The sequence below is a fragment of the Nocardioides salarius genome (genome assembly GCF_016907435.1).
Classification (GTDB): Bacteria; Actinomycetota; Actinomycetes; order Propionibacteriales; family Nocardioidaceae; genus Nocardioides; species Nocardioides salarius.
On the sequence record NZ_JAFBBZ010000001.1, the window covers coordinates 934,530 to 951,987 of the forward strand.

Consider the following 17,458-nt stretch of genomic DNA (forward strand, 5'->3'; position numbering starts at 1 on the left):
CTCGCCTCCGTAGCTCAGCTGGATAGAGCAGCGGCCTTCTAATCCGCCGGTCGCAGGTTCGAGTCCTGCCGGGGGCGCCGGGACCAAAATAGCCTCTGACCTGCACAGACAGGCCAGAGGCTACTTTGGCTCAGGGAGCATTGATCGTCGTTGTGTGTCCGTTGGCGTCCGTAACGGGTCATTAGGCAGTCCTCTTAGGACTGCTGGCCGTACACGCGCCAGGCTTCCTCGTAGACACGGTCGAGGATCTCGGCGACGGTCAGGCCCTCCGCGCGACAGGCCCGGAGGATCGGGTCCTCTGCACCCCACTCCTCGACTTCGGTGTAGAGGCGGAGGGTCATTTCGGGCGTGGTGTGGCCGAGCCATGCCTGAACTTCGGGGACCCCGGCCCCCGCCGCTAGGAGTAGTGAGGCGCCGGTGGCTCGGGCGTCGTGCGGGGTGGGTGGCTTGCGTCGTCCTTCGTGACGGTCGTTGGGGTCGCCGACGAGCCCCGCGGCGTTGCACTGTTCGCGCCACCAGGTGTTGAGGTCGTCGCCGCGCATCCACGACCTGGATGCCGGAGACCGAAACAGCGGCTCGCCTTGCACGCCGGTGTGGGCCGCATCTTCTCCCAGGTCGATCATGAGGCCTCGCGGGATCGCAACCCTGCGGCGAGATCCCCGCGTTTTGGTCGGCCCGAGGGTGGGAGCGCCACCGTTGTCGGAGATTGAGTGGCGGATGGCGAGCATGGCGCCGGGCTGGTGGATGAGGTCACCGGGGCTGATCGCGCGGATCTCGCCTTGGCGGCAGCCGCTCCACAGCAATGTCTCCATGAGCGTGCGGGACTCGATGGGCGTGGTCTCAGCGAGGCGGATCATCTCGCGCAGGGTGAGGAAGTACCTCTTCGGCCGGGTGTCGGCCACGGACCCGCGGGGTACGAGGACGGCGCCGTCGACTGGGTTGGTGGGGATGTAGCCGCGTGCGACCGCCCATGCCATGCACTGGGAGAGGTGACGACCCCATTTCTGCACCGATGCTGGCTTCATGCCGGTGCGGCGGCAGGCGCGTGCCCATTCTTCGACGGCTTCGATGGTGATCTCGCCAATTGGGCGGTCGCCGAGGATGATGCGGCCGGGGACCGGGGTCACCCATTCGGAGCGTGTCCGCTGAGGGCTGCGGGGGCCGGGGTCTGGGACCTGCCGCCAGATACCGGCTTCACCTGTGATGGCTCCTCTGTAGAAGAAACGTCGGTCCCGAGACTCGTCGAGCCCACCGCGTAGGTCTTCGATGCTGCGCAGGTAGACGGTCTTGAGGGGGGTGAGGCGGAGCGCTGCGCGAGCCTGGTCGCCGTCGAGACGTTGCGCTTGCCAACGGATGAGCGCTTGACGTGCTTCCTCTTCGGATTCCCAAGGGCCACCGCGGAGCCGGTGGCGGCTGCCGTCGCTTTCGGTAACGCGGACGCCCCAGCGGGTGGAGCCGGGGCGGATGGGGGCGACGGACCCGGTGCGCTCGCGCTGGCGGGCTGCGACTCTCCTCGTGGGCATGCATTCATGATGTCAAGGACCGCCGACACCGGCGGACTGTTCGGACACGCGCTCGACGTGGAGAGGCCCGACATCACTCCCCCCGAAGACGCGCCGCCTGCGCTGGATGCCGGGCCTCAGTCTGTCCGAGCCGCTCAGGCGGCTGTTCGTCGTCGCGGGCCGCGGGGGACGCCGCGGTCGCTTCGGGGCTGCCTGGGGACCTGCCCGCCGGGAGCCCACCGCTGGATGGTCTCCCGCATCCAGTACGGGGTCGCGCCCATTCGGCCGTCGGGTGCGGGCAGGGCACCTGCGTGTGCGCGTGTGTGCAGGGCGCCGACGGTGATGCCGGTGAAGGCAGAGAGGTCGGCGTAAGTCATGACGTCGGGGAGGTCGGCGACGGGGGTGCGTGCGGTGGCGGTCATGGCCTCTTCCTAACGGATCCTGCTGCGTTGTTCGCAGGTTAGTCGGGACCGCCGACAACCCACTCCTATATGTATACGAATTGACAAGCAATTGCATACATAGCGTCAAGCAAGAAAAGGCAACGTACCACGGAGAAAGATTTGTCAAACTCCTTGTTTTCCCTCAGAACGCCTTAGAATAATGCATGTAGCACCGAAAACCGGCCATGAATTGACGCGATGTATGCGAAAAGAGTTCGGCGGAACCGGCGCTCAAATCGCAACACCAACCAGCCGATACACCCAAACACCCCACCGAAAGGCACAACCCAATGACCAGCCAGATTGCCGCCCCCTGGTACACCGTCGAATGCCCACGCTGCGAAGACGGCGACCTCGGTGGCACCGACACCTGGACAGAAGCCCGCGAGCGTGCTCACCGCCACGAGGACCGTTCCGGCCACACGGTCCGCATCTACGAGAACGGCATTGCAGCGTGACCATCACCGCCATCTACTCCACCTCGCAGGCCGCCGCTCCCGACGTGCGCGACCTTGCCAGTGACGACCCCTCACCGCTCACATCCGCGACCTGTCCGCCCGGCTGGCTGAAGCGCTCGGCGAGCACGTCTCGCGAACTGCCCGCGTCCCTGCAGTCGCGATTGAGGTCCTCATCGAGCAGCACGTACTCGACATCAGCGACAGCATCGGCTCACGCGCCCTCATGGTGCGCCGCGACGGCGGAGCGCGCCTCCTCGCCCGCCTCGCCACCTCCGCACAACACGCAGCCGACGACCTCACCGACAGGACCCAACAATGAGCAAGACACGCAACCGCGACGATGAAGACGTCTATGTGGAGCGGACCCGTGACGGCCGGTACTGGGTCGTCGATATGACCGACGGCACCGTCGACGAGCACGGTGTCCTCCATTACATGCGGACACTCATCGAATAAGTCCCCCAGAGAATGGCAGCGGCCCCCGGTAATCAGCCGGGGGCCGTTCGCGTCGGGGAGGGAAACGAGGACCTCGACCCGATGCGCTGCTTCTTCTTTCTATCGGACCAAGGCGCGACTCGCTGCACCTTTCGTTAGAACTTTTTCGAAGCATCTGGCATCGCGCTGTACAGGCACGACCTCAGCGAGCCGATAAGCCTCACTAGCAACATCCCAGTCCGCCTAATCAACGGACTTCGCCGACGAAACGAGAACCCCCCCATGTCTGCTTTGCCGTCCACCGAGATCCTCTCCACCGACGAGCCGACCATCAGCCTTGTCAAAGCCCCAGCTCCTGACACGACGTTCGCAGACGTCGTCGGCCCCGACGCCAAGCCCGCCGAGTTGAAGAAGGCCATCGAGCGCGAGTCTGTCTGGCTTCCGAAGGCCGCTGCCGGTGGGCACGGCGTCCGTGCCGACTGCATGCTCCGCTACGCCGCCGCACTCGACCTGGCTGGCAACGCCACGGGCAACCTCACCTGGAGGGCGAAACACATCAACGCCCGGTGCGGCATTCTCAGCGAGAAGCCGAAGCCGGTGAGTCGAATCCTCGCCAACTACGTCAAGGGCGGGCTGCTCGCTAAAAAGGCTGTGACGTGGAGCCCCGGACAGGCCGCGCAGGTTCACATCGACCGCACCGCCGCCGAGGACAGCATCCGAATTCCGCTCGGCGTCTTCTGGGAGTACCGGTGGGCCGCGGACGCACCGACCGGGCCTCGTTACGGCCAGGACACCAAGTTCGTGCTCGTGTGGCTCGCCGCGTGGCTCCTAACCGCCACCTACGAGGTCAAGGGCGTCGTCTACACGAGCACCGAGACCTACATGGGCCTCCCCGTGGCGGCCAAGTGGGTTGCCGAGAAGGCCGGTATCAGCCTCGTCACCTACCGCCGCGCGTTCGCGGTCGTCCAGCGCGTCTGCGCCGACGCCGACTGGGTTACCTGGGAGCGCGCCTTCCGCGAGGACGACGGGCACGACGCCTACCGCGTTACCGTCGACTGGTCGAAGGCTCCGGTCCTCAAGGCTGCCCCCCAGACCCCCCCGGAAAGTGAGCAGGGGACCCCCCTCGAAACTGAGCAGGGGACCCCCCCTGAAACTGAGCAGGGGACCCCCCCTGAAACTGAGCACTCTCCTTCCATTACCAATGCTTCTGAAGCATTGCTTCCCTCCCAGTCCCCGGCTGCGCACACCGCCGAAGCGAGCGAGACGACCGACCCCATCACCGCCAAGGCCAAGACAGGAGGGAAGGAAGAAGAGAAATCGAAGAAGCAGTTCCCTCCCTCTGAGGCGAACACACTGTGTGGCAACCCGAGCATGGTCACGGCTCTCACCGGAACCCGCCCGGACACCGCCGCAGCCCCCACAGCCACCCACGCCACGACTACCTTCGAGACATGGCTCCTGGCCGTCATCGCAGGCGTCACGGACACCAGCAACCATCGACGTCTAGCACTGACCGCACGCGACGTGGACGCCCGCACAGAGGCGCTCTCAGCCCGCTACGAAGGCGGCTGGACCCCCGAGGCATACAGCGCCTGGCTGACCTATCAGGAAGCCCCCAGCGTCTCTGTCAGCGGCGCGTGGCGGTCACGGGTCGAACAGTCGCCCACGACCCCTCCCGCGACGACCGGCGCCCGCGCGGAGGAGGCAGATAAGGAGGCCGCACGCGACAAGTGGGTCCGGATGTGCCGAGGCGGAGGTACTCCCGAAGAACGGCGCGCCTACTTCATGGGCGGATGGAGCACCCCGCAGAGAACGACGGCAGAGGACCGGCGCCGAGCAGCAGACCAGGCCGCATTCGAGAAGACGCTTTCCTACACCGACGCGAGCACCTATCTCGACGAGAACGGTGAGCCAATGGAGTTGTGACCTGAGACCTGACAACGCCTCGGCAGCCGGAGTCAGACGGCTGCCGAGGCGTTCGTCGCTTGTGCCACCGCTGCGCTATCTCCGTTCCGATTCACTCTGTCGTGGCCCAACAGGTGATGAGCCCGAGGTCCTCCATGGAGTCGAGCAAGTCGTCGTCGGTGAGGGGGTTGAGCCAGTGGATGGCACCGGGCTCACCGACGGGCATGAGGTGCTCCTCGGCCCACCAGCCGGTGGTGACGAGCACGAGCGGCACCGGGGCGCTCCAGTAGTCGTGGCCGAGGAGGTCGGTGGACCAGCCGCGGGGCTGACGGTCACGACGGCCCGTGAGCACGCCACGCTCGACCTCGGTGCAGCGACCGAAGTCACCGTTCAGCATCGCCTCGCTGACCCACTCAGCCTGAACGAGGACCTGGGCGCGGATGGCAGTGCGGATCCGTGCCACGAGCGCATCCTGCGGACCCATGGCCTCGTACTCGTAGACACCAGCGAGAGCAGCCACCAGGCCCGCGACGTCGTCGGCCCAGCAGATGCGAGAGCCCCCGGCGTAGGCCATCGCGAAATCGAAGCGGGCACCGTCTTCGCGGAGCGGGGGAACAGGTGCCGGGGCGCCCTTGCCATGGGGTGCGCGGGTAACGATGTAGGACAAGGCAATGCCTCCTGGTCGAGCGGAACCGGGACGCTAGACCCCACCGCCGACAAGCCCCGCCCTTACGCGCACCGCTCCCCCGGCCTCACTTACCGCCTCACCCTGACCATGACGCAGCCGTGAGGGGCGGGAGGCCGCTGACCTGCAATGTCTCGCCGATGCGCTCGGCGACTAAAGGTGACCCCTCTTGGTGGGGTCTGCTCGCGGTGCTCGGTAGCCCTCGCCAGACCACCGGAAAGGCCACCGGAAAGCACCCTGTCAGGAGTGCAGTAGATGTTCTGGCGTGCAATGCAGTGCCACTCGTTAGAGCAGTGATATGACCACCCCATCGCGCCCTCTGCGCCGCTACACCATTGACCTCGACGCCGACCTACGACGACGCGCCAAAATCGCCGCCTTCGAGGACGACCGCCCCCTTTCGGAGATCGTCCGCGACCTCCTCGAAGAATGGCTGTACGACCGCGCTCGTGCTCGTGCTCGCGCGGGTGCCGGAGCGACCCCAGCACCCGCTCCGAAACCCGCTCCGGCACCCGTGCCTGCCCCGCTGCCCGCGCCATCGCTCGGCGACGGCCGCGTTGTCCGCGGGACGCACCGCTGGCACGGGACCGACCCCGGCACCGGGTTCTACGACCTAGTCGACGCAGCCGCCTGGGACCCTGCCACCGCCGAGGACGGTGAATGACCATGCGCGTCACCCGCGGCCTCTACCCTCCCCCGCTACCCCGTCAACCCCGACCCCGGCCCGCCTCAGCCGACCGCCTCACATGGACCCTGCGTCGCCCCGGCCGCTACTCGTGGGCACTCCTCGGCGTCCTCCTCGTTACGGCCTTCGTCCTCGAAGGCGGCATCCTCGCCCTCGCCGTCATGGGCGCACTATGGGTCGTCTGGCTGGTGACCCTCACATGAGCACCATCTGGGAGGCCCGCTACCGGAGCCCCTGCCACCTGTGCGGGTACACCATCTGCCCCGGCAGCAACGTCACCTGGTGCGACCGGACGGCCGTCCACGCGGCATGCCTCGACCGCCCCGCACCGGTGCCACCAGCCACCGCCCCCTGCTCGGTCTGCCACACCATCCCTGCCACCCACGGCGCCTGCAACTGCGAGGACCAGCCGTGAGGGTCATGGGGATTGACCCGTCGCTCACAGGGACGGGGTGGGCGACGAGCCTGACCTCCTACGGGACCCTCAGGACGAAGGCCGGGCAGTCCGACCGGCTAGCCGTCATCTACGACGGCATCACGGCTGCCATCGTGGCCCCGTCGCCGCATCTCGCAGTAGTCGAAGACCTCCCCAAGCACGCCAAGGGCGCACGGCTCACTGGGATGGTTCAAGGCGTTGTTCGGCTCGCGCTCGTCAACGCCGGTGTGCCGTTTGTGTTGGTCCCAGCAGCAAGCCTGAAGGTGTTGGCGACCGGCAAAGGCAACGCCGACAAGGCCTCCATGCGCGAGGCGCTCGCCGAGCACTTAGGCATGGCGGTTCGAGACGACAACCAGGTCGACGCGCTGTGGCTGCGAGAGACCGGCCGCATCCTCGCCGGTCACCCGGACGCTCTCGTGCTACCCGCTCAACACACTCGCGCTCTCGCGAAGATGCCGAGCCGCCCGAGGAGGTCGCAGTGTCTACAGATGTGGACACCTCGAATGTTCTGGTTCTCGACGACCAAATGAGTATTTACGACCTACCAAGAGTCACCTGAAAAAGAATTCATGAGAGTTGCTCTCAGCAGTAAAGCGGCGTGCCAGCCCGCCGATATGTAGAGATGTAGCACCCGAGGAGCCACCCGCCAGGAGACCACCCCCACGGAATCCATCGCCTCCTTGAAACGAGTTCACCAATGAGCAGCAGCACCGCACCTATCAACCAGCGCCAGCAGCGCATCCGCGAAGCAGTACAGGCAGCCAACACGCGCCCTGGCATGACAACCCCCACCCCCAGGTGGTCGCCCATTCACCGCACCACCCAGGACGTCCTCGCCCTCGTCGCCGACCTGGGCCACCCCTCAGTGGACTACGAGTGGACACGCTTCATGCAGGGGCTCGACCAGGCTGCCGACCACGACGACATCGTTGACCCCAACGTGTTGCGGCCCCTCCTCAGGGGGCAGGTTGCTCCCAATCGGATCGGTGCCTTCACCTCCAGGGCCGTCTCCCAGCACATCCTCGTGGCAACTGGCGACTGGGGCGTTTCGGATGACCTGGATGGAAGGAACAGCGGCAAGCCCGCGAAGGTGTACCGGCTCAGTAGGACGGCGTTGCACGGGCACGCCAACAGCGTCCTCGCTCAGGTCCAAGCCCTTACGGCAGCGGCCTCATGGTGACCACCGACACCCGCTGCTGACCATCACCCGCCGCCCCTACCCGCTGACACCAGCGGGTAGGGGTGTCGCTGTCCCGGCACCCACCGCGGGTATCCCACTCAGCCCCGCGGGTACCCACGGCACCCACCGCGGGTACCAACCGCACCCATCGCAGGGGTTTCGTTAGTGCCCGCCCGTGAACCCCGCCTACCCCTACATCGACCCGGCCGACGGCTACATCACCTACCCCGCAAACGTCATGCCCGTCGACCTAGCCGACGACGGCCCCGTCGTCACCCGCCCGTCAGGAGCCTCAATCGCGGCGACTGAATCTGGGTCAGCGACTCCTGGGAGACCGTCCAGCGAGTGCTTGAGCCGCCGATGGAACTCCGGTACTCCGACACCAACGACGCCCAGCCCGCCACCGGATACCGCACCATCGAAAGGGACTGCTGGCATGCAACTACGCCTCGATGGGGTGAAGGTCATCGCGAGCCCGGACAAGAACGTCGCCCCCGGCATCCAGACCATCGCATCGTTGCTGGCAGCGGGTTGTCTCTTCATCGTCGAAGACGCGGTGGCGCTACTATGCGAGGTCACCTCCTACGTGTGCGACACGAAGGCATCCGCGAAGGGCAAGGACGAGCCGGTGAAGCAGAACGACCATAGCCTCGACGCGCTCCGGTATGCCGTGTAGTCCAGCCGCCGCAAGTGGAGGCACTACATCGACCTGCCCGTGCCCCAGCCCGTCGACTTCGACCATGCAGACGCTGCTTAACACCAGTCCCGGCGTAGACGTCCAGCCGTCCGGGACGACCTGTCCATGTGGCGGGGTCCAATGTGTGCATGACCACTACCCCCGCGTTCCTGACCATCAATTCAGCCCCCGTCCATTTCCACAACCGGACCGAATTTCGCCCGCTCGTCCGCATGCTCGCCTCGCTCACGGGTGACCCGAGGACAGTCCTCCCGGCACTCACTGCGGCGTTCGCTAGCCAATCGACGCTCAAGACTGGGCCGAACGGTCTCGTCGCTGCCCTTCTCGTAGAAGACACCATGCCCCTGCTACTGCTCAGCGACCTCGACTACGAGACCGAGACGCAGCACAAGCCCGAGGCATGGGAGTACACGGTTGACCACTACTACGACCTGGGCATCCGATGGACTGTGACCGTCACAGCCTCCGGTGTGCACCCCCTGGTCCTCACCGACCACAGGGACCTTTGGAGCGAGTACACGACGACCGGCCACGCTCTTGCGGCGCTCATTGCCGAGTGCACCGTTTAGACCGGTCCACCCGCCGCGGTTCGGTTGCTGGCCGACCGCAGCGGCCTTCTCGATGGAGAGGGAACATTGACGTTACAGCGGCACAAGTCGAGCGAAAGCGCGCGAAGGCCGCCCAACGAGGGCAGACCTTGGCCGAGGAACAGGAACGCGAAGCGTGGTGGCCGGAAGTGCAGCGCCGACGGGCTGCACACGACAACCTTCGGTACCTCCTCGCACTCTTCGACAAGACATTCTTCAAGCGCGACCGGGTCTGTCCGACGAACGGTGTGGGACTGGCGTTCATCGTGTCCAGAAGGACACGGGCAGCCTCGATAACCACGAAGAGGGGACTCGCTCTTCTTCTTCCACGCGCGCCCTTCGTAGGCCAACGTCGACTCGTGGCGGCGTTGGTCTCGGCCTGACCGGTAGTTCAACCACAACCCAACGAGGGCAACGAGCCCGCTGGAGACGACAGAAGCGAGCGCTACCCACTAAGCCATGGGACGCAGGCTATCGACGCTGCACGGATACGAAGGCCTCCTGGGCGAACCTGGCGAGCCGCTCGAGTACCGATGTACGAGAAGCGTCTAGAAGCGAGACCTGTGGTGGGTCGGGTCGCGCCCCGGCCTGGGCGCCAGGCGCTCCCCGCATGAGTCGTTAGTGACCTGTCGGACCATCAGCGCCGTCCAGTTGGCGCACCGACGGAAGTGAGACACCCATGACTGACACCGCTGGCGAGCAGTGGCCTCCACATGCGGAGATGTACGAGAAGATTCGTCGGCTGACAGCGTGGTGGTCGAGTGACCAGGCCGACCTGGTGCGCGAGTTCGCGGTGAAGGCCATCCGCAGCAAGCGAACCGGTGGCCTCGTGAGTCGCCTGTTCGGGAGGTTCTGGGCCAACGAGGACACCATGACGCTCCAAGCGAACGGCAAAGTGCAGTCCCGGTCGTTGCTGACGTAGCCAGGTAGGCCGCCCCGCAGCGTATCCGAGCGCGCCCTGACCATCACGACCCCCGAACGACACCCCAGCCGGTACCGACCGTCTCACCTACCTGTGGGCTGCAACGAACATGCCGTCGCCGCTCCTCGGAGCCTGGCAAGTTCAGTCCCGCCATCACGGGCGTCCACCTTCGGGTTGTCCCCGACAGCCGGGGCTCCCTATCGCGGCGCATGAGCGAGCATGCGCGCTAGTTGTCCGCAAAAGTCGGTGATGCCTCCTATGCCGGGACTGGGGGGCAACCCAGTGGAGCACGTGAAAGCTCGCACGCCGAGCGACACCTCGGGGCTGTGACGCCTAACCGTCACTGCCGCCATCAGCGGACTCGAACCTCGAAGGGGACGCTTACAGAACTCTCTGGCAATTCCATACCGTCGTCGTCGACAACGGCGCGTAGCAGGTACCGGCCCCTATCGGCCGTCAACTTGAAGGCCGCAGCTCCACCACCATTGGTGCGTCTATTCAGGCTCTTGAGATCCCGCCAGCCCTTCTTGCTACGCAACTGCAGTTGCACGGGAGCCTTGGGATATGGGGCCGCGAAGTCGGCCGTGCCCTGCAGAACGTTCGTGTCCACTCTGAACACTCGACCAGCTCGGGGCTGCCTAGTCGTCAGACCCGCTGACACCGCCGAGAGTGCCCGAATGAACTCGACATCCTCGCCGACGAAGGACCCATGCTCGCTAGCGTTATCCTGGCCGCTCGGGCAGTTCGAGGTGCAGAAGAACTGCAGGCTTCCACCGGCCCACGTGTATGAGCCAAGAGCAGCGCTGGACGAACAGACTCGACTCTCGTGGGTTCCTTCGCTGAGCCCGTCTATGTAGAGCGGGTCTCCAACGACGTGGCCAGCATCATCGGTCATGTCTGCTCGACCCGACAGGAACATGCCGCCAGCACTGTCGGGCATATGCACGCGCCAATCGAACGAGTAGTACCAGCAGCCCTTGAGCAGGGGATAGTCCCTGGGAGGCGCCTCGACGACGCCGTAGAACGACTCATCCGCTGAAGCTGGCGACAAACCGCCAGCGACCCCGACGAGGCTGCTCGATAAGGTGGCCGCCAGACCGAGAAAGGCGACTCGCCATGGACTTCTATTCGTCAGTGTCCGCACCCGTGCAGACTAGAGACTGAGAAGTCCGGTTGGGTGAGAATCAGCACCTCCTGCCTGGGTCGATCAGAGCGTCAGAGCATTGACTAGCCTGTCACCCGACGCCAGTCGCGCGCCTCCTGTGCGATTCGATTTGGGTGTGTAGCGAAGCGCACGGATCGCGGCAGAAGCGTGCGTCTTCGAGCGCACGCTACGCGGCAGAAGCGGGCGCTTCGAGCGCACGGTAGCGCGGCGTGAGCGGAAGTGCGCTCTGGCTTCGGCCTAGTAACTGTGCGTGAAGTAGGCCGAGCCTTTCAGGATGGCAGGGACCACGCCCACGGCCATCAGCAACAGGATCGGCGCGCGACGCGGTCCAGCCAGCGCGAAGCCGAGGGCAGCACCGCATCCCGCACCTGCGATCGCGCTGGCAATGAGCATGGGGAGGTCGCGCCTCAGCTGGTCGCCCGGATCAGTCTGGAAACCCCATCCGGTCATCGATACGGCGAAGAGCACGACGAGGCCGGTCAGCGGCACGACGATGAATGCGACCAACAGTCGGACGAGCCACGCCTGAGGGCCGAGACCAGATGGCTGCACTGTGGGTAGAACAAGGGACCGGTTGCTGGTCATCACGCCCCCTTCAACGACCGGCCCTGCAAGTTGTCACTCCGTCAGTTGCTTGGGCGGCGGCCAGAATGGACTTGGACGTCTGCCTGCGGACGTCGGGACTGCGTCACCTACCCGTGCAGCAGTCCCCACCGTCCTCGGTGACGGTGAACGTCTTGAGGCGGTAGGTCAGTCGCTGTTCGCGCACCCGTAGGTGGAGTCGTAGGTCTCGGTCGGGACGTTCCCGGTCTCGATGAGGTCCAGCGCGGCCTGGCGCACCGCAGGGCCGGGGTGCGGGGTGAGAATCCGCGGGGGCTGGTCGGTGCTCATGGCATTGCTGTGTGCGGATTCGTGCCCGCGCCGCACCCGCGCTCGCTAGCGTGTCGCGCGGCCAACACCCGAGCAAAGGAAGTCGATGTCGAAGAGGCAGGAGTACGCCGTCGCTCTCGCGGCGCTGTTCGTCGCGGTCGCCGGTGCGCTGATGCTGGTGATTCCCACCGATGCCTCAGGCATCGACTGCGGTTCCTGGGTAGCCCCGGAGTTCGACCGCGACAAGGTGCGCGAGGTGGTGCAGGAGGCCGAGGCGCTCGACGACTACCTCAGCACCAATGACGGCACCATGTTCGAGGTAGACACCAGCGGCCTTAGTGCCTCAACGACGGCCCTTGTGATTGCCTACGCGAAGTGCGACGACGCCCTGGATGCCCGACGCAACTGGGGCATCGGGGTCGGGGCGGCCGGAATCCTGTTGGCTTTCGTGCCGCTGGCGCTCATGTACCTGCGCGACCCGGAAGACCAAGAGGCCCCTGTCGCCTACTAGCCAGAGCCGGACTTAGGAGGAGATCCGCAGGCCCTCCTCAGCGGCGGCGACCTCCATCCACTCGGGCGCATTCGGGTTTGGGGTGCGGGTCAGCATCTAGCCCCGGTGCGCAGGCTCAGTCACAGGCGCGTTCCCCTCCTACGCCGTCATCAAGCATGTGGCCCCGGACCCGGCTACGCCGCAGTGCGGCACCCATGCCCCTCGCCCGGCCGACGTCCACGCCGCCGAGGTCGCCTTCCTCACCGGCGCCGCCCGCGACGCCGATTACCTCCTAGGTCTGACCAGCGCCCTGCTCGCCCAGGTTCGTCACCTCGAAGGTGCAGCCCAGCACCTCGCACTCGGCGGTCGCCTGGTAGCCACCGAGCAGGCGGGCTGAAAACTTCTGACGCCCCGTGTGCTGACGACCGGCGAAAACGCAACGGCGTGACACGCCAGGAGAACGAATCTGCAACGGCGACCCCGCGAACCTGCAACGGGACCGCGCGGAACGCGGCAGATCCGGACGCTTGCGGAAGTCCGACTAGACCTCGGTCCCGACAGATCGCTCAGTCCTACGCCGCCCGGTCGATGCCCAGCGCGCGGCGCAGTTGGTGCTGGTCGAGGGGCTGGCCGAAGACCGCAGAGTCGGCTTCGAGCATGTCGCTCTCCTCGAGGGTGCCGAACGGAACGGGGTCGAACCCGAGGTCGTCGACGAGCTCGGGCACCGTGTCGACTGCTCCGGGGTCATCGCCCGCGATGGCGAGGGAGACGCGGTCGGGGGCTCCGGTAGGTCGGGGTAGTTCTTCGAGTTGGTGGTTGCTCATCCGAAGTCCTCTCGCGTGGTTGTAAGGAGGGGGTGGGGAGGAGGCGCCTCATCCGTAGGGGTCAGACCCAACTGCGCATGGTGGTCTCGAGGGTCTCGGTGGGGTGTCCGATGAGCCGTGCGAGGTCGCCCGAGGTAGGGGCCATGGCGCCGTCGCGAATGTTGGCGTTGAGGGTGACGATGAAGGCGGCGGTGCCTTCGTCGAGGCCGAAGGCGAGGAGTTCCTCGCGCTCCTGCTCGGCCGTGAGCGCCTCGTAGCGCACCGGGGTGCCAAGCACGTCTGCCGCGGTGGCGGCGAACTCGTCGAAGGACCAGGCGGTGTCGCCGGACAGCTCGTAGGCCTTGCCTTCGTGACCGGGGGTGCTCAGCACGACGGCTGCCGCCTCGGCGAAGTCCATGCGGGCAGCGGTGGCGATACGGCCGTCGGAGATGCTGTTGGCGATGACACCTCGTTCGCGGGCGCCGGCGAAGTCCTGTTGGTGGTTCTCGGTGTACCAGCCGTTGCGCAGGAAGGTCACGGGGCTGCCTGAGGCGGTCACGAGCTCCTCGGTCGCCTTATGGTCGGCGGCGAGCTCGAGGATGGTCGTCGGCGCTTCCAGGCCCGAGGTGTACACGAGGTGTGGGACGCCGGCCTGGCGGGCGGCGTCGATGGCGCGGCCGTGTTGGGCCACGCGGTCTCCGGGGCCGAAGGAGACCAGGAGGAGTTTGTCGACGCCGGCAAGGGTCTTGGCGGTGGCTTCGATGTCGTCGAGGTTGAGGATGGCGGTGCGGAGCCCGCGGTCGGCGTAGACCTGGAGGCGTTCGGTGTTGCGTCCGAGGGCGAGGATGTCGCCGGCGGGGGTGCCGCGCTCGAGGAGGGCGTCGATGGTGTGGGCGCCGAGCTTTCCGGTGGCGCCGATGATGGCGATGCTCATGAAGGGTTCCTCTGGTGGGGGTCAGTTGCTGATGGCGGGTGCGCGACGGATGTAGGTGGTGTCGTCGACCTGGGCGGCGGTGAACGTGGCGATGTCGGCGCGGGAGATGGCGAAACCGAGCTTGTCTGTGCCGAAGAACCCGACGCGGAGCCCGGAGCCGCCGGGGCTGCTCGTCTTGGGGGTGTCCTTCGGGGCGATGAACCGGACGATGGTCCAGTCGAGGTCGGATGCCATCACGGGGCCGGTCATGCCGTGGATCTCGTCGTAGGCGCGGCGCATGAAGGTGCGCGGCATGAACCCGATGAGGCGGGTGACAGCCGTGGGCTTCTCCTGCGGGTCGAGGACCGCGGGGGTGGCGTGGCTGATGTAGCGGGTCACGCCGTGGCGCTTCATCGCATCCAGGATGTGGCGGGTGCCCTCGAGGAGCGGCAGCCCGGTGGCCTTGCGGTCCATGCTCGGGCCCAAGGCGCTGACGACGGCGTCGGCACCGGCGACGGCGGTGTCGATGGCGTCTGCGTCCGACATCTCACCGATGACGACGCGGACCCGGTCGCCCCAGCTGCTGGGGACCTTGGCGGCGTTGCGGGCGTAGGCGGTGACGGTGTGGCCGCGGTTGAGGAGCTCGGCGACAGTGAGGGAGCCGATGGCGCCGGTGGCGCCGAAGACGGTGACGTTCATGCGGGTGGTTCTCCTGACGGAGTCAGAGGGGCGGCTTGGAGGCAGGCTCGCGGTGGCGCGGGCCGGCGGGCGACCTGGTCGAGCAGGCCCGCGCTCAGGGGGCGTGAGGGGAGGCGTGGGGCAGCGTCAGCGGGTGATGAGGACCTTGCCGAGGGTGCCGTCGGCGAAGAGCGCGAACGCCTCCTGGGTGCGGTCGAGCGGAACGCTGGCCTCGACGTTGACGCGCAGGTTGCCCTGGGCGACGTGGTCGAGCAGGGCGGCGAGCTTGTCGGCGGTCGCGGCGGCCATGATGGGGGCGAGCGTGACGTCGTCGCGGCCGAGCTGCTCGGCGGTGGCGCCGAGGGTGGTGGCCACGGCGCCGCCGGCGCGGAGGGTCTGGCCGATGGTGGCGGCGTCGCCGGCGGAGTGCAGGGCCTTGTCGACGCCTTCGGGGGCGTGCTCGCGAACCGCGACTGCGACGCCGCCCGACCAGTCCACGGTGTGCGTGGCGCCGAGGCTGCGGACGTACTCGTCCTCGGTGCCGGGTCGGGCGGTGGCGATGACAGTGGCGCCGGCGGCGCGGGCGAGCTGGAGGGCGATGGAGCCGACGCCGCCGGTGGCGCCGGAGACGAGGACGACGTCGCCGGGCTGCACGTCGAGCGCTGCGACAGCGTCGTGGGCGGCGATGCCGGCCAGGCCGATGACGGCGGCGTCGGTGACGCCCACGCCTTCTGGGACCTTGGTGACGGCGTCGGCGGTGACGGCGACGTGGTCGGCGAACGCGCCGGTGCGGGGGCCGAGGTACATGCCGGGGATGACGCCGGCGACCCGGTCGCCGACCGCCACGGTCTCGACACCGTCGCCGACGGCGGACACGGTGCCGACGAAGTCGCGGCCCAGGACGACGGGGAACTCGTGGGGCAGCATGTCGAAGACGTAGCCCGCGGCCACGGAGAGGTCGAAGCCGTTGACCGAGGCAGCCTCGACGTCGACGAGGACCTCACCGGCGCCCACGTCGGGGTTGGGCAGGTCGGACGGGGCGGGCTGGGTGTCGCGGGCGGTGAGGGCATAGGCCTTCATGGGGTTCCTCCTGGTTTGTGGATGCTGGCGGGGTGCTGCTCGGATGGTTGCGTGGGGCTGGCCTGGTCAGGCGGTGACGATGCGGAGCACGAGCACTGCGATGGACAGCGCGAGCGGGACCAGCGGCATGGCGACGCCCCTGGTGTCGCGCACGCGCAGGTGGCCGATGACGGCACCGACGAAGTAGGCGGTCAGGCCGCCGGCGGCGGCGATGCCGAGAGGGGCGTTCCACAGGCCGGCGACGATGCCGACGGCGCCGGCGATCTCGAGGGCGGCGAGGACCGGCAGGGCGGTCATCGGGACGCCGACAGTGCCGTGGATGGTGGTGACGACCTGCTCGTTCTTGCGGAGCTTCATGACGCCGGAGTTCACGGCGATGAGGGCGAGCAGAGCGGTGACGATGACAAGGGCGATGAACACGGGTTCTCCTGGTGGTGACGTGCGGGTGGGGTCGAGGGGGCTAGCCCCGGTGCCTACTGGCCGAGCTCCTTGCGGACCTGCGGGAGGACCTGGGTGCCAAGGAGCTCGATGCTCTTGAGGTAGTCGGCGTGCGGCATGCCGCCGACGTCCATCTGCAGGATCTGGCGGTCGTGACCGAGGAGCTGGTGCAGGTGAAGGATGCGGTCGGCGACCTCGTTGGGGCTGCCGGCGAAGACCATCCCGCCGGGCTGCATCGCGGCCTCGCGACCCAACGGCGCCATGCCGGGTCGGCCGACCTCGGCGGCGCCGGTGGCGAACATCTTGAGCTCGTGCTCGAGGTAGGTCGCCTTTGCGGCGGCGTTGTCGGGTCCGACGAACCCGTGAACGGCGACAGCGATGCCGGCGTCCTCGCTCGGGTGGCCCATCTCAGCCCATGCGCTGCGGTAGGCGTGGCCGTACTGGGCCCAGTGCTGCGGGGTGCCGCCCAAGATGCCGAGGAACATCGGCACGCCGAGCTCGACGGCACGGCCCACCGAGCTGGGGCTGCCGCCTGTGCCGAGCCAGATCCGCAGCGGCTGCTCCGGGCGAGGAACGATGAGCGCGTCGGCCAGAGGGCGCTCGCGGTGCGGGCCGTCCCACGTGAGCCGCTCGTTCGCGTTGAGGGCGAGGAGCATCTCGAACTTGGAGGCGTACAGCAGGTCGTAGTCGCCCTCGTCGTAGTCGAAGAGCCCGAACGTGATGGACGACGACCCACGTCCGGCCACCGCCTCAACGCGACCCGGGGCCAGAGCAGATGCGGTGGCGAGCTGCTGAAAAACCCGCACCGGGTCATCGGTCGACAGCACCGTCACGGTGGTGCCCAGCTTGATGCGCTGCGTGGACGCGGCGGCAGCGACCACCATCGACGTCGGCGACGACAGCGGCATCGAGGCGGTGTGGTGCTCCCCGAAGCCAAAGAAGTCCAAGCCCACCTCCTCAGCCAGGTGCACGGCCTCCAGGGCCTCGCGGATGGCCTGAGCGGTCGAGCCGTAGCCGCCGCCAGAGTCGCTGTGACTGGTGCGGGGAGTGTTGCCGAACGTGTAGACGCCGAGCTCGAAGCTCATC

General features: G+C 67.2%; 20 protein-coding genes and 1 tRNA gene. 10 read left to right on the forward strand and 11 right to left on the reverse strand.

Features of this window, described 5'->3' with window-relative positions; all coding sequences use genetic code 11:
• Window positions 1–3 precede the first annotated feature (3 nt).
• A tRNA-Arg gene (locus tag JOE61_RS04520) sits at window positions 4–77 on the forward strand.
• Between the two features lie 117 nt (window positions 78–194).
• Here JOE61_RS04520 and JOE61_RS04525 read toward each other — a convergent pair.
• A complete protein-coding gene (locus JOE61_RS04525) occupies window positions 195–1,127 on the reverse strand; it encodes a tyrosine-type recombinase/integrase (protein ID WP_193667797.1) in 933 nt (310 codons plus the stop codon).
• Window positions 1,128–2,235: 1,108 nt separating this feature from the next.
• Between JOE61_RS04525 and JOE61_RS04530 the strand changes: the two genes are divergently transcribed.
• From JOE61_RS04530 to JOE61_RS04540, 3 genes are all read left to right on the forward strand, one after another.
• A complete protein-coding gene (locus JOE61_RS04530; RefSeq protein WP_193667796.1) occupies window positions 2,236–2,403 on the forward strand; it encodes a hypothetical protein in 168 nt (55 codons plus the stop codon).
• A gap of 315 nt (window positions 2,404–2,718) precedes the next feature.
• Window positions 2,719–2,859, forward strand: a complete 141-nt coding sequence (locus JOE61_RS04535; protein WP_193667795.1) for a hypothetical protein — start codon at window positions 2,719–2,721, stop codon at window positions 2,857–2,859.
• A gap of 261 nt (window positions 2,860–3,120) precedes the next feature.
• Window positions 3,121–4,764, forward strand: coding sequence for a hypothetical protein (locus JOE61_RS04540; RefSeq protein WP_193667794.1), 1,644 nt, complete (start codon window positions 3,121–3,123; stop codon window positions 4,762–4,764).
• A gap of 91 nt (window positions 4,765–4,855) precedes the next feature.
• Here the strand turns inward: JOE61_RS04540 and JOE61_RS04545 are convergent, their stop codons facing one another.
• Complete coding sequence (locus JOE61_RS04545; protein ID WP_204797144.1) at window positions 4,856–5,317, reverse strand: hypothetical protein; 462 nt, start codon at window positions 5,315–5,317, stop codon at window positions 4,856–4,858.
• A gap of 1,216 nt (window positions 5,318–6,533) precedes the next feature.
• On the opposite strand from JOE61_RS04545, the gene JOE61_RS04550 reads away from it, so the two are divergent.
• From JOE61_RS04550 to JOE61_RS04570, 5 genes are all read left to right on the forward strand, one after another.
• Window positions 6,534–7,079 (forward strand): crossover junction endodeoxyribonuclease RuvC, encoded by a 546-nt coding sequence (locus tag JOE61_RS04550; RefSeq protein WP_227491430.1) that lies wholly within the window; start codon window positions 6,534–6,536, stop codon window positions 7,077–7,079.
• 167 nt (window positions 7,080–7,246) lie between these two features.
• On the forward strand, window positions 7,247–7,729 hold the full coding sequence (locus tag JOE61_RS04555) for a hypothetical protein (RefSeq protein WP_193667791.1): 483 nt from the start codon (window positions 7,247–7,249) through the stop codon (window positions 7,727–7,729).
• A 457-nt stretch (window positions 7,730–8,186) separates the two neighbouring features.
• Window positions 8,187–8,405: a hypothetical protein gene (locus JOE61_RS04560; RefSeq protein WP_193667790.1), complete on the forward strand. Its 219-nt coding sequence runs from the start codon at window positions 8,187–8,189 to the stop codon at window positions 8,403–8,405.
• 149 nt (window positions 8,406–8,554) lie between these two features.
• Window positions 8,555–8,995 carry a hypothetical protein gene (locus JOE61_RS04565; protein ID WP_193667789.1) on the forward strand — a complete coding sequence of 147 codons (441 nt, stop codon included), beginning with the start codon at window positions 8,555–8,557 and terminating at the stop codon, window positions 8,993–8,995.
• A gap of 697 nt (window positions 8,996–9,692) precedes the next feature.
• Window positions 9,693–9,935 (forward strand): hypothetical protein, encoded by a 243-nt coding sequence (locus JOE61_RS04570; RefSeq protein WP_193667788.1) that lies wholly within the window; start codon window positions 9,693–9,695, stop codon window positions 9,933–9,935.
• Between the two features lie 352 nt (window positions 9,936–10,287).
• Here the strand turns inward: JOE61_RS04570 and JOE61_RS04575 are convergent, their stop codons facing one another.
• The 3 genes from JOE61_RS04575 to JOE61_RS04585 all read right to left on the reverse strand — a co-directional run bounded on the left by JOE61_RS04575 (window position 10,288) and on the right by JOE61_RS04585 (window position 11,991).
• A complete protein-coding gene (locus JOE61_RS04575) occupies window positions 10,288–11,079 on the reverse strand; it encodes a hypothetical protein (protein WP_193667787.1) in 792 nt (263 codons plus the stop codon).
• Window positions 11,080–11,337: 258 nt separating this feature from the next.
• Entirely contained in the window at window positions 11,338–11,685 is a 348-nt protein-coding gene (locus JOE61_RS04580) for a hypothetical protein (RefSeq protein WP_193667786.1), read from the reverse strand.
• Window positions 11,686–11,850: 165 nt separating this feature from the next.
• Window positions 11,851–11,991: a hypothetical protein gene (locus JOE61_RS04585; RefSeq protein ID WP_193667785.1), complete on the reverse strand. Its 141-nt coding sequence runs from the start codon at window positions 11,989–11,991 to the stop codon at window positions 11,851–11,853.
• An 85-nt stretch (window positions 11,992–12,076) separates the two neighbouring features.
• On the opposite strand from JOE61_RS04585, the gene JOE61_RS04590 reads away from it, so the two are divergent.
• On the forward strand, window positions 12,077–12,481 hold the full coding sequence (locus JOE61_RS04590) for a hypothetical protein (protein WP_193667784.1): 405 nt from the start codon (window positions 12,077–12,079) through the stop codon (window positions 12,479–12,481).
• Between the two features lie 551 nt (window positions 12,482–13,032).
• Here JOE61_RS04590 and JOE61_RS04595 read toward each other — a convergent pair.
• The 6 genes from JOE61_RS04595 to JOE61_RS04620 form a co-directional block, all read right to left on the reverse strand.
• Window positions 13,033–13,284 (reverse strand): NAD(P)-binding domain-containing protein, encoded by a 252-nt coding sequence (locus JOE61_RS04595; protein WP_193667783.1) that lies wholly within the window; start codon window positions 13,282–13,284, stop codon window positions 13,033–13,035.
• Window positions 13,285–13,345: 61 nt separating this feature from the next.
• Window positions 13,346–14,197, reverse strand: coding sequence for an SDR family oxidoreductase (locus JOE61_RS04600; protein ID WP_193667782.1), 852 nt, complete (start codon window positions 14,195–14,197; stop codon window positions 13,346–13,348).
• A gap of 21 nt (window positions 14,198–14,218) precedes the next feature.
• Window positions 14,219–14,875 carry an NAD(P)-dependent oxidoreductase gene (locus JOE61_RS04605; RefSeq protein WP_193667781.1) on the reverse strand — a complete coding sequence of 219 codons (657 nt, stop codon included), beginning with the start codon at window positions 14,873–14,875 and terminating at the stop codon, window positions 14,219–14,221.
• A 126-nt stretch (window positions 14,876–15,001) separates the two neighbouring features.
• Window positions 15,002–15,934, reverse strand: a complete 933-nt coding sequence (locus tag JOE61_RS04610; protein ID WP_193667780.1) for an NADP-dependent oxidoreductase — start codon at window positions 15,932–15,934, stop codon at window positions 15,002–15,004.
• 66 nt (window positions 15,935–16,000) lie between these two features.
• Window positions 16,001–16,354 (reverse strand): DoxX family protein, encoded by a 354-nt coding sequence (locus JOE61_RS04615; RefSeq protein ID WP_204797145.1) that lies wholly within the window; start codon window positions 16,352–16,354, stop codon window positions 16,001–16,003.
• A 53-nt stretch (window positions 16,355–16,407) separates the two neighbouring features.
• Window positions 16,408–17,457 (reverse strand): LLM class flavin-dependent oxidoreductase, encoded by a 1,050-nt coding sequence (locus JOE61_RS04620; protein ID WP_193667779.1) that lies wholly within the window; start codon window positions 17,455–17,457, stop codon window positions 16,408–16,410.
• Between the last annotated feature and the right edge of the window lies 1 nt (window position 17,458).

Bases quoted from the DNA above. Each gene is read 5' to 3' on its own strand.
- JOE61_RS04610 (WP_193667780.1), bottom strand. From the start codon at position 15,934: ATGAAGGCCTATGCCCTCACCGCCCGCGACACCCAGCCCGCCCCGTCC.
- JOE61_RS04565 (WP_193667789.1), top strand. From the start codon at position 8,555: ATGACCACTACCCCCGCGTTCCTGACCATCAATTCAGCCCCCGTCCAT.
- JOE61_RS04550 (WP_227491430.1), top strand. From the start codon at position 6,534: ATGGGGATTGACCCGTCGCTCACAGGGACGGGGTGGGCGACGAGCCTG.
- JOE61_RS04580 (WP_193667786.1), bottom strand. From the start codon at position 11,685: ATGACCAGCAACCGGTCCCTTGTTCTACCCACAGTGCAGCCATCTGGT.
- JOE61_RS04595 (WP_193667783.1), bottom strand. From the start codon at position 13,284: ATGAGCAACCACCAACTCGAAGAACTACCCCGACCTACCGGAGCCCCC.
- JOE61_RS04620 (WP_193667779.1), bottom strand. From the start codon at position 17,457: ATGAGCTTCGAGCTCGGCGTCTACACGTTCGGCAACACTCCCCGCACC.
- JOE61_RS04605 (WP_193667781.1), bottom strand. From the start codon at position 14,875: ATGAACGTCACCGTCTTCGGCGCCACCGGCGCCATCGGCTCCCTCACT.
- JOE61_RS04570 (WP_193667788.1), top strand. From the start codon at position 9,693: ATGACTGACACCGCTGGCGAGCAGTGGCCTCCACATGCGGAGATGTAC.
- JOE61_RS04555 (WP_193667791.1), top strand. From the start codon at position 7,247: ATGAGCAGCAGCACCGCACCTATCAACCAGCGCCAGCAGCGCATCCGC.
- JOE61_RS04600 (WP_193667782.1), bottom strand. From the start codon at position 14,197: ATGAGCATCGCCATCATCGGCGCCACCGGAAAGCTCGGCGCCCACACC.
- JOE61_RS04545 (WP_204797144.1), bottom strand. From the start codon at position 5,317: ATGGCCTACGCCGGGGGCTCTCGCATCTGCTGGGCCGACGACGTCGCG.
- JOE61_RS04540 (WP_193667794.1), top strand. From the start codon at position 3,121: ATGTCTGCTTTGCCGTCCACCGAGATCCTCTCCACCGACGAGCCGACC.
- JOE61_RS04585 (WP_193667785.1), bottom strand. From the start codon at position 11,991: ATGAGCACCGACCAGCCCCCGCGGATTCTCACCCCGCACCCCGGCCCT.
- JOE61_RS04590 (WP_193667784.1), top strand. From the start codon at position 12,077: ATGTCGAAGAGGCAGGAGTACGCCGTCGCTCTCGCGGCGCTGTTCGTC.
- JOE61_RS04535 (WP_193667795.1), top strand. From the start codon at position 2,719: ATGAGCAAGACACGCAACCGCGACGATGAAGACGTCTATGTGGAGCGG.
- JOE61_RS04530 (WP_193667796.1), top strand. From the start codon at position 2,236: ATGACCAGCCAGATTGCCGCCCCCTGGTACACCGTCGAATGCCCACGC.